10 protein-coding genes are annotated in these 9,690 nt (G+C 71.7%); 6 read left to right on the top strand and 4 right to left on the bottom strand.

Going from position 1 to position 9,690, the window contains the following annotated elements:
- The 3 genes from BCD48_RS07760 to BCD48_RS07750 form a co-directional block, all read left to right on the top strand.
- Positions 1-1,241 (top strand): thiolase C-terminal domain-containing protein (locus tag BCD48_RS07760; protein ID WP_241841576.1); only part of this gene is annotated, 1,241 nt, incomplete at its 5' end.
- Entirely contained in the window at positions 1,241-1,687 is a 447-nt protein-coding gene (locus BCD48_RS07755; protein WP_071047585.1) for a Zn-ribbon domain-containing OB-fold protein, read from the top strand. The genes BCD48_RS07760 and BCD48_RS07755, both read left to right, overlap by 1 nt.
- Positions 1,688-1,738: 51 nt before the next feature.
- Positions 1,739-2,533: an alpha/beta fold hydrolase gene (locus BCD48_RS07750; protein ID WP_071047584.1), complete on the top strand. Its 795-nt coding sequence runs from the start codon at positions 1,739-1,741 to the stop codon at positions 2,531-2,533.
- A gap of 208 nt (positions 2,534-2,741) precedes the next feature.
- Here BCD48_RS07750 and BCD48_RS07745 read toward each other — a convergent pair whose 3' ends face one another.
- The 4 genes from BCD48_RS07745 to BCD48_RS07730 all read right to left on the bottom strand — a co-directional run bounded on the left by BCD48_RS07745 (position 2,742) and on the right by BCD48_RS07730 (position 7,206).
- The gene (locus BCD48_RS07745; protein ID WP_241841575.1) at positions 2,742-3,725 is read right to left on the bottom strand and encodes a ferredoxin family protein; all 984 of its coding nucleotides are present in this window, start codon (positions 3,723-3,725) and stop codon (positions 2,742-2,744) included.
- A 16-nt stretch (positions 3,726-3,741) separates the two neighbouring features.
- Positions 3,742-4,821, bottom strand: a complete 1,080-nt coding sequence (locus BCD48_RS07740; protein ID WP_241841574.1) for a TIGR03619 family F420-dependent LLM class oxidoreductase — start codon at positions 4,819-4,821, stop codon at positions 3,742-3,744.
- Positions 4,818-6,323, bottom strand: a complete 1,506-nt coding sequence (locus BCD48_RS07735; protein ID WP_071047582.1) for an aldehyde dehydrogenase — start codon at positions 6,321-6,323, stop codon at positions 4,818-4,820. Before BCD48_RS07735 ends, BCD48_RS07740 begins: the two co-directional genes overlap by 4 nt.
- 121 nt (positions 6,324-6,444) lie before the next feature.
- Positions 6,445-7,206, bottom strand: coding sequence for an SDR family NAD(P)-dependent oxidoreductase (locus tag BCD48_RS07730; protein ID WP_071047581.1), 762 nt, complete (start codon positions 7,204-7,206; stop codon positions 6,445-6,447).
- Positions 7,207-7,470: 264 nt separating this feature from the next.
- On the opposite strand from BCD48_RS07730, the gene BCD48_RS07725 reads away from it, so the two are divergent.
- Genes BCD48_RS07725 through BCD48_RS07715 form a run of 3 tightly spaced genes read left to right on the top strand, consistent with a single transcriptional unit; the run spans position 7,471 to position 9,688 of the window.
- On the top strand, positions 7,471-8,466 hold the full coding sequence (locus tag BCD48_RS07725) for a thiamine pyrophosphate-dependent dehydrogenase E1 component subunit alpha (RefSeq protein WP_083418299.1): 996 nt from the start codon (positions 7,471-7,473) through the stop codon (positions 8,464-8,466).
- Entirely contained in the window at positions 8,463-9,452 is a 990-nt protein-coding gene (locus tag BCD48_RS07720) for an alpha-ketoacid dehydrogenase subunit beta (protein WP_071047579.1), read from the top strand. Before BCD48_RS07725 ends, BCD48_RS07720 begins: the two co-directional genes overlap by 4 nt.
- Positions 9,449-9,688 (top strand): lipoyl domain-containing protein, encoded by a 240-nt coding sequence (locus BCD48_RS07715; protein WP_071047578.1) that lies wholly within the window; start codon positions 9,449-9,451, stop codon positions 9,686-9,688. The genes BCD48_RS07720 and BCD48_RS07715 overlap by 4 nt, the downstream gene beginning before the upstream one ends.
- Positions 9,689-9,690 lie beyond the last annotated feature (2 nt).

The following is a 9,690-nucleotide window of genomic DNA, read 5'->3' as shown; positions in this document are numbered from 1 at the left end:
CTGCGCAAGATCCTGCACGACAACGCCGCGCGCCTCTACCGCGTCCGATGACGGCGACGAACGAGGAGTTCCAGCACCGAGACCGTTGCGCGATCGTCGGGATCGGCGCCACCGACTACTCGCGTGACGCCGGTCGCAGCGACCTGACCCTGGCGACCCAGGCCGCGCTGGCCGCCATCGAGGATGCCGGTCTGACGCCGGGGGACATCGACGGCATCGTCCGTTGCGACATGGACAGCGTCCTGCACAACGACCTGGCCGACTCGCTCGGGATACGCGAACTCACCTACTGGGCCCAGGTGGGGCCGGGGGGAGTGGCGCCGTGCGCCATGGTCGGGCAGGCGGTGGGCGCCATCCTCTCGGGCCAGGCGACGACGGTCCTCGTCTTCCGGGAACTCAGGGGMCGRTCRGGGCGCCGGTTCGGGCTGTCCGCGGCGGCCGACGCCAGGGTGGGTGGATGGGGCAGCTACGACGAGTTCTTCGCTCCGTACGGGCTGCTCACTCCCGGGCAGATYTTCGCCCTCATGGCCCAGCGTCACATGATCGAGTACGGCACGAAGAAGGAGGAGATGGGCCACATCGCGCTCACCTGTCGGGCCAGGGCGAACGCGAACCCGGCGGCCCAGATGCACGCTCGCACCCTCACCATGGAGCAGTACCTGTCGGCCCGCCCGATCGCCCGGCCACTCGGGCTGTTCGACTTCTGTCTCGAGACCGACGGGGCCTGCGCCGTGGTGGTGACCAGCGCCGCCCGCGCCCGGGACTGTCGAAAGCCTCCGGTCCTGATCCGGGCGGTCGCTCAGGGCAGCGTGCCCGATCCGCAGCCCGGAATCCAGTTCCCGACCCTGATGCGGAAGTCGATCACCGAGCTGCCGGCGAGTTCGGTCGCTCGCACGTTGTACCGACGGGCGGGCCTCGGCCCGCAGGACGTGGACGTCGCCCAGATCTACGACTGCTTCACGATCACCGTCCTGCTTCAGATCGAGGACTGGGGCTTCTGCAAGAAGGGCGAGGGCGGGCCGTTCGTGGCCGGAGGCGAGATCGATCTCGGGGGCAGCATTCCGATCAACACCGGCGGCGGTCACCTGTCCGAGGGCTACATCCACGGCATGAACCACATCCTCGAGGGGGTCCGCCAGATCCGTGGGGAGTCGACCTCCCAGGTCCCGGGCGCCGAGGTGTGCCTGGTGACCTCGACCCCGCTGCCGCCGGGCAGCGCGCTGATGCTGCGAGCGGCCTGATGGACCGGATCCGACGCACCCACCTCGTCCCGGTCGACGACGATCCCGACACCGGGGGATTCTTCGAAGCGGCCCGGCGCGAGGAACTGGTCATCCGGGTGTGCGCGGGCTGCGGTGCCGTTCTTCACCTGCCGCGCGCCTACTGCCACACCTGTGGAAGCTGGGACGGCCGTTGGCAGCCGGTGGCGGGTTTCGGAACCCTCTACTCGTGGACGGTCGTCGAGCACCAGGTCCACCCGTTGTACCCGGTGCCCTACACGGTGGTCCTCGTCGAGCTCCTGGACGTCCCGTCCGTCCGGTTCGTCGGCCACCTTCCCGGTGCTCCCGCCCTCGTCGCGGGGCAGCGCATGCGGGTCTGGTTCGACGACGCCGTGGGCGTGGTCGTGCCGCAGTGGCAACCGGTCGGCGACCTCGTCCAGCCAAGCACGACGGCCGGCCGCCGCTAGTCAGAACCATCCGAGACAACCATTTCTCGCGTCCCTTTGGAGGCGTCCGACATGCCATTCGCCGACGTTGACGGAGTCAAGCTGTTTTACTCGGACGACGGTGCCGGGGAGATGTCCTTGTTACTGGTGCATGGTCTGGGCGCGGATTCCCACGACTGGATCTTCAACATCCCTGCGCTGGCGGCGTCCCACCGGGTCATCGCTGTCGATCTCCGAGGGCACGGGCACTCTACGGTTCCAACCTCCGGCTATGCCGTCGGCGACTATGTCACGGATCTCGTCCGCCTGATCGATCATCTCGACATCGACCGGGTGGTTGCCGTCGGTCATTCGCTCGGCGGCATGATCGTGGCGCACCTGGCCGTCGAGCATCCCGACCGGGTCCTGGGCGTGGTCGAGGTGGACCCGGCCTACGGCTACGACCCGTCCTGGCCCGCGGGATTCCAACAGGTCGCGGACGCCATCGATGAGCAGGGCTCGGCGGCCGCCGTGCCCGGCCTGGCAGCGTTCTGGACCGCAGAGACTCCGTTGGCCCTGCGCTGCTGGCACGCACGCAAGGTGCTGACCGCCCCCCCGCACATGCTTGCCGACTCGATGCGGCAGTGGGGCCTGCGGCACCCCGCGACCGTCCTGAGCGACGAGGCGAAGACCTGGCTCACCCGTCGGGCCGTTCCTGTGCTGGCGGTCTACGCCGACCCGACCCGGGTCGTCTGGGAGGAAAAGACCTTCACCACGGCGAACAGCCGCGCGGTCGCCTATCCGGGCGCCGGGCACTGGTTGCACCAGGAACGTCCGGAGGCATTCAACGAACTCCTCCTCACCTGGCTCGACAGCGTGCGGCGCTAAAGTCGGTAGCGACGCGAAGGCCAAGCCAAGGAACTCGCCGCAGGTGCCCTTCGAGTTCATAGCTGCCTGACACGCTTCGCTGAAACGGAAGGACCATCTGCGGGGCGGTGCTCGCACCTAACCCAGGGTTTTCGCGAGCCTGGACCGGCTGGTAGACGAGTTCCGCTGTGCTCGCAGCGGGTCGGCACTCAGGGCGACCGCGGCGGGTTCAGCCGCCACCGCCGATGACGAAGGTGCGCAGGGCGAGGTCCGGGGCGCTCTTCGTGGCGTTCTCGGGGGGCTCGCCGCAGATAAGGACCGGAAGGTCGCGGGCGATCGCGACCGTCGCGGTCGCGCGCCCCGGACCGGATGGGCCGTCCCAGGCAAGCTCGACGGCCGCGGAACGGCCATCGGGCGCCACGTCGGTCGTCGCCGAGGTGAGCCGGTGGTCCAGCCAGACCCAGCCGAAGCGTTCGAAAAGCTCACGTTCGGCGACCTGGCCCCACATCCCCAGGGCGGTGGTGCCGCGGTAGTGACCGCGCAGCGGCGGTCTCCCGGCTCGGCGGACGATCGTGTCGAGCACGTCGGTGTCGAGATAACCCCAGGCCAGCCCGTCCGGCAGCGTGAAGCCGGTGGGGGCGAAGCGGTGGCCGCCGGTGTGACTGCAGCGGCGGATGCGCACGTCCGGCCACGCGCCGGCCTCGTCCAGGGCGAGCCGGGTGCCCAGCCGCCCGCAGCAGGCGTCCCGTGCGCCGTGCCCGCAGATCAGCACCTCCGGCGGCGCGGGCCAGCCCCGCCCGTCCGGTGCCTCGACGAGCCGGGCGATCTCGTCGACGACGTTCACCTGGTCGACGACATGGTCGGTGCCGGTGAAGCTGCCCGTGGGAGAACGCCGCCAGATCGTCACGCCCACCCCGGTGCGTACGCCCGCCGTGAGCTGGGCGGGCGAGGCTGACGCCGGCGGCGGCCCGTCGATCGGCGGGCGCACGGCGAGCAGCCGGGCCGGTGGCAGCCCGCGCCGGGCGAGCTCGGCGAAGACCGGCAGCTCGCCTACGTCGCGCGGCCAGGGCGGCGGAGTCTCGACCAGGATGAACAGGTCGCAGCTGAGCGCCGAGCCGATCGGGTCCGCTCCCTGTGCCCGGGTCCAGGGGGCGCACCGGAAGGACGGGGCGAGCCCTGGGGACGTCATTGGCGACGAGGGGCCGACGGTCACGGCGGTCACCTTCCGTTCAGCCGAGCCCGGCCCGGACGGCGGTGTCTCGGGCGGTGGTGTCTCGGACGGTGGTGTCTCGAACGACGGCGCCCTGGGCTCTGGTGCCCGCGAGGGCCGTGGCGGCGAGGCCGCCGCGGTCTTCGGCCCCGCCGTCGCCGGTCATTTCCTGAAACCTACTTACCCACAGGGTGAGGTAGGCCTCCGCCGCGGATGTGTCATCCGGCACTGGCAGCTGGAGGCGCACGTCGGTGACCCCGGCCGCGAGCAGCGCCGGAAGGCCGTCCAGCGTCGCGCCCGGGTCCGGCGTCCCGTCCCGGCCGGGCACGTTCGCGAGCTTGCCGGCGATCCCGAGCTCCAGCGGGTCGCGGCCGAGCGCGGCGACGGCGTCGCGCATCCGGGGGATCGTCTCGACCAGGTCGGCGGCGCGGTCGGACGCCGGCCCCCAGGGGATCCAGCCGGCGCCGAACCGGGCGAGACGGCGCATCGCGCCGGGGTTGACCGTCCCGCTGACCCAGATCGGCACGCCACCCGGCTGGACCGGCTTCGGGTTGAGGTGGATGTTCTCGAAGGACAGCTCGGGGGAGTGGTAGCTGGCCCGGGGTTCCCGCCACAGCAGCTGGCAGACCTCGAGGGTGTGGTCGAGTAGCCGTCCGCGCCGGGAGAACTCCAGCCCGGCGGCCTCGTACTCCTCGCGCTGCCAGCCGATGCCGACGCCGAGGTCGAGCCGGCCGCCGGAGAGCACGTCCAGCGTGGCGGCGCTCTTTGCCAGCACGATCGGCCGGCGCAGCGCGGCGAGCAGGATGCTGTTGGTGAGACGCACCCGCGACGTCATGCCGGCCAGGAACGACATCGTCGTCATCGGCTCGAGGAAGTGGCCGTCCGGCCCGGTCGGCTGCCCGCCGCCGGCCCGGCCGCCGATCTCGGGCCGCGCGTAGTCGTCCATGTGCTCGCCGAAGACGACGTGCTCGCCGGAGAGCACCACCCGGTCGACGCCGGCCCGGTCGGCGGCGACGACCCGGTTGAGCAGCGGTCGCCACGAGCCGGGGTCCGCCGGCGCCAGGGCCAGGTAACGGATCGAGAACTGGGCGGCGCTCACGCGTCGCCGCCCGGCGCGGTCGACGTCGGCGACGCGGCCAGTGACTCGGCCAGCGATACCGGCAGGCCGATGCTGCGGGGCTCCAGGAAGCTCGCGAGCCCCTCCGGTCCGAGCTCACGGCCGAGCCCGGACTGCTTGAATCCGCCGAAGGGCACCAGCGGGAACGGGGGGAAGTCGGCGTTGATGTTCACCGCGCCGGTGCGCAGGCGGCGCGCGACCGCGAGCGCCCGCGCCGGGTCCGCGCTCCAGACGCCGCCCGCGAGCCCGTACGGCGAGTCATTGGCGATCCGGACGGCCTCGTCGGCGTCGTCGAACGGGATGACGCACAGCACCGGGCCGAAGATCTCCTCCCGGGCGATCCGCATCCCGTTGTCGACGTCGCCGAGGATCGTGGGCTCGACGTACCAGCCCTTCGGCGGGTCGGCGGGCCGTCCGCCGCCGGTGACGACCCGCGCGCCGTGCTCCACGGCGTCGCCGATGTAGCCCTCGACGCGGGCGCGCTGCCGCTCGGCGACCAGCGGGCCGATCACCGTCGCCGGGTCGTGCGGGTCGCCGAGCGGGATCGCCGCCGCGGTGACGCCCGCGGCCTCCAGCGCCTCGGCGTAGCGGGACCGGTGCACGAGGATGCGGGTCTGGGCGGCGCAGACCTGGCCGGAACGGTTCATCCCGATGCCGACGACCGTCGGCACGATCGCCGCCACGTCGGTGTCGTCGAGCAGGATGCAGGCGGACTTGCCGCCGAGCTCCAGCGACACTCGTTTGATCTGTTCACCGCACAGGCTCATGATCCGCTTGCCTGCGGCGGTCGAGCCGGTGAAGGCGATCTTGTCGGTGCCGGGGTGGGTGACGAGGCGTTCGCCGACCTGCCGGCCGCCGGGCACCACGTTGACGACGCCGGGCGGGATGCCGGCGTCGCGCAGCGCCTCGGCGAGCACGAACGTGGACAGCGGCGCCTCCGGCGGAGGCTTGATCACCACCGTGCAGCCGGCGGCCAGCGCGGGCGCCGACTTCCAGGCGGCCAGGGTGACGGGCGCGTTCCACGGCACGATCGCGCCGACGACGCCGACCGGCTCCTGGGTGACGAGGCCGGCACGAGGGCCGGCCGTGACGGTCCGCTCGAAGGGGAACGTCGCCGCCAAGCCCGCGTAGTAGTCGAACACCGGCCCCACCAGCCCGGTCTGCGATGCCGGGTTGCTCACCGGGCAGCCGATCTCGTCGACCGTGACGGCGGCGATCTGGCCCGCGCGCTCGGCCAGCAGCTTCGCGGCGCGGGCGAGGACCTCGCCGCGTTCCGCGGGCGTCATCCGCGGCCACGGGCCGTCGTCGAACGCGGCCCGGGCGGCGGCGACCGCCCGGTCGATGTCGCCGCCCGTCGCGAGCGGAACCTCGCCGACGACGTCCTCGCTCGACGGCGAGATGACGCCGAACCGGTCCGGCCCGCTCGGCGCGGCCCAGCCGCCGTCGATGAAGAACGCGTCCCGGTACATCAGTCGCTGGTCCACGCCTGATCGCTTCCCTTCGTCGTCCGCCCGCCGAACACCGGGCCCGCTGAGCACGTCGCCCGCTGAAACGCTGTCTGCCGAACGCCCTGCCCGCCGCCCGGCGCCGCGCCGGGTGGCGCGGTCAGCCGAGCATGTTGATGCCGCCGTCGACGATGATCGTCTGCCCGGTGATGTAGCTGGCGCCCTCCGAGCACAGGAAGCCGACGACCGGGGCCAGGTCGGCCGGGTGGCCGATGCGGCGCAGCGCCGCGTTGCCGAGGCCCTTCTCCAGGACCTCGCGAGGTACCACCTTCAGCGTCGCCTCGGTGTCGATGACGCCCGGAGCGATGGCGTTCACCGTGATGCCGAACGGGCCCAGCTCGCGGGCGAGCGTCTTCGTCATCGTGATGACGGCGGCCTTCGACATCGAGTAGTGCAGCGAGCGGGGAACGGTCGCGTAGACCGAGGCGGAGCTCTGGTTGACGATGCGGCCGAAGCTCTGCCCCTTCATGTGCGGGATCGCCGCCCGGCACATGAAGAACGTGCCGCTGACGTTGATGTCGATCATCCGCTGCCACATGCCGAGGTCGATCTCCTCGGCGATCGCGAAGTCGCGGTTCGCGTAGAGCGCGGCGTTGTTGACGAGGAAGTCGATCGACGAGTGCTCGGCGACGACCCCGTCGACGGCGGCGCGGCAGGCGTCCGCGTCGGAGATGTCCAGGACGAGGGTGCTGGCCGACAACCCGGCCGATAAGAGCTCCTTGGTCATGGTTTCGGCCGCCGGACCGTCGATGTCGGCGACGACGACGTGGGCGCCGCGGCCGGCGAAGTGCCGCGCGTACTCCGACCCGATGCCGTGCGCGGCGCCGGTGATGACGGCCACGCGCCCCGTGAAGTCAGTCATGGGAACCTCTCTCGCTGCCGGCCAGACAGAATGCAAGGGTACCCTTGCATAGAAACCGCCTGCAAGGGATGATGCGTCCCGGCGGGCGACGCGAACCACTGACGCGGCGCGGTCACCGGCCGCGCCGGCCCAGCCCCGCCCGCGACGGATGGCCCGGAGACGGCATCGCCGGGAGCCTGCCTCGCGGCTGGCGGCTCGCGAGTGCCGTCGCTCATGGACCGGGCGGAACCCTGAGCCGTGCACACGGGGAAAGAAGCAGGGTTGATGAACAGAGAGCAGGACCTCGAGGCGTTACGCCGGATGCTGCGAATCCGCCGTTTCGAGGAGGCGGCTATGGACATCGTGCGCAAGGGCCAGGGCATAGCCGGCTCGGTGCACATCTGTATCGGCCAGGAGGCGGCGATCGTCGGATCGTGCCTGGCGCTGCGCGACGACGACTACATCGTCGGCTACCACCGCTCCCACGGCCACCCGATCGCCAAGGGCGCGCCGCTCGGCCCGCTCATGGCGGAACTGATGGGCCGGCGTACCGGCGTCTGCCACGGCAAGGGCGGCTCGATGCACCTCGCCGACTTCGGCGTCGGCAGCCTCGGCGAGACGGCGATCATCGGCGCGGGCATCCCACAGGCCGTCGGCGCCGCGTACAGCGCCCGCGTGCGCGGCACGGACCAGGTGGCGCTCGCGTTCTTCGGCGACGGCGCCGCCAACATCGGGTCGTTCCACGAGGGGCTGAACCTCGCCTCGGTGTGGGGCCTGGGCGTCGTTTTCGTCTGCGAGAACAACCTGTACGCGATGTCGACGGCGCTGGCCGACACGATGGCGAGCGAGAGCATCGCCGCCCGCGCCGCCGCCTACCGGATGCCGGGTGTCGTCGTCGACGGGCAGGATGTCGCCGCCGTGTTCGACGCGGTGGACGCAGCCGTCGAGCGCGGGCGTTCCGGCGGTGGCCCGACCCTCGTCGAGGCGCGGACCTACCGCTACCGTGACCACGCCGAGTACGGAAACATGGACCTCTCCCACCGCCCGCCCGACGAGGTCGAGCACTGGCGGTCGCGCGACCCGGTCGAGCTGTTCCGCGCCCGGCTGCTCGCGGACGGCGTCGCCGAGGACCAGCTCGCGGCGGTCGCGGAATCCGCCGCGGGCGAGGTGCGCGCCGCGGTCGCCTTCGCGAAGAGAAGCCCCCAGCCGGCGCCGGAGGAACTGTTCGAGGACCTCTGGGCGACGCCGCTCGACGCCGCGCCGGCGGAGGCTTCGCGATGAGGACGATGAGCTACCGCGAGGCATTGCGCGAGGCGATGCTCGAGGAGATGCGGCGCGACCCGGCCGTCGTCGTGTTCTGCGAGGACGGCCGGTTCTGGACGATGCCGACGAACGGGTTCGTCGACGAGTTCGGCCCGGACCGGGTGCCGGTCATGCCGATCTCCGAGGAGGGCTTCACCGGCGCCGCGATCGGCGCCGCGATGACGGGTCTGCGCCCGATCGTCGACTACACGATCGCCAACCTGATGTACGTCGCGTGGGACCAGATCGTGAACCACGCCGCGAAGAACCGGTACCTGTTCGGCGGCCAGGCGAGCGTGCCGATCGTGTTCCGCGCCGCGATGAAGTACGCGAACGCGACCGCGGCCCAGCATTCCGACCGGCCCTACCCGCAGCTCATGAACGTCCCCGGGCTGAAGATCGTGGTGCCGACGACGCCGGCGGACGCGCTCGGGCTGCTGAAGTCGGCCATCCGCGACGACGACCCGGTCGTCTTCTTCGAGCCCCTGCGGCTGTGGGGCGTGAAGGGCGAGGTGCCGGACGGCGACCATCTCGTCCCGCTCGGGAAGGCGGCCATCGCCCGCGAGGGGCGGGACGTCACTGTCGTCGCGATCGGCGACGCCGTGCCCGCGGCGCTGAAGGCCGCGGCCGAGCTCGCGAGACAGGGCGTCGAGCTGGAAGTGATCGACCCGCGCACGCTGGTGCCGCTGGACAAGGGGGCGATCCTGGCCTCGGTCGACAAGACCGGCCGGCTCGTCATCGCCGACCCGGCGCACAAGACCTGCGGGGCGGCGGCCGAGATCGCGGCCATCGTCGCCGAGGATGGTTTCTCCTCGCTGCGCGCCCCGATCGCCAGGGTCGTCGCCCCGGACGTCCACCCGCCGTTCAGCCCCGCGCTCGAACGGCTCATGTACCCGACGCCGGAGCGGATCGCCGCCGCCGCGACCGCGCTCGTCGGCTCGCCGAAGGAGCTCGCCGTCCCATGACCACCGAGGTGAACCTGCCCCAGTTCGGGATGGGGATGACCGAGGGCACCGTCCTGCAGTGGTTCAAGAACGAGGGCGACCCGGTCGAGGAGGACGAGGAGATCGCCGAGATCGAGGCCGAGAAGACCACCGTCGTCGTGGTCGCGCCGGCGACCGGCGTCCTGTCCCGGATCCTCGTCCAGCCCGAGGAGACCGTTCCCGTCTTCACCCCGCTCGCGCTGATCGAAGGTGACTGACC

Source organism: Pseudofrankia coriaricola, from assembly GCF_001854805.1.
In the GTDB taxonomy this organism is placed as follows: Bacteria; Actinomycetota; Actinomycetes; order Frankiales; family Frankiaceae; genus Pseudofrankia.
This window is presented reverse-complemented; position numbering and strand designations above follow the sequence as displayed.

What these genes read in the sequence shown, in the direction of transcription:
- BCD48_RS07725 (WP_083418299.1), top strand. Translation starts at nt 7,471, where the DNA reads ATGAACAGAGAGCAGGACCTCGAGGCGTTACGCCGGATGCTGCGAATC.
- BCD48_RS07750 (WP_071047584.1), top strand. Translation starts at nt 1,739, where the DNA reads ATGCCATTCGCCGACGTTGACGGAGTCAAGCTGTTTTACTCGGACGAC.
- BCD48_RS07755 (WP_071047585.1), top strand. Translation starts at nt 1,241, where the DNA reads ATGGACCGGATCCGACGCACCCACCTCGTCCCGGTCGACGACGATCCC.
- BCD48_RS07715 (WP_071047578.1), top strand. Translation starts at nt 9,449, where the DNA reads ATGACCACCGAGGTGAACCTGCCCCAGTTCGGGATGGGGATGACCGAG.
- BCD48_RS07720 (WP_071047579.1), top strand. Translation starts at nt 8,463, where the DNA reads ATGAGGACGATGAGCTACCGCGAGGCATTGCGCGAGGCGATGCTCGAG.
- BCD48_RS07730 (WP_071047581.1), bottom strand. Translation starts at nt 7,206, where the DNA reads ATGACTGACTTCACGGGGCGCGTGGCCGTCATCACCGGCGCCGCGCAC.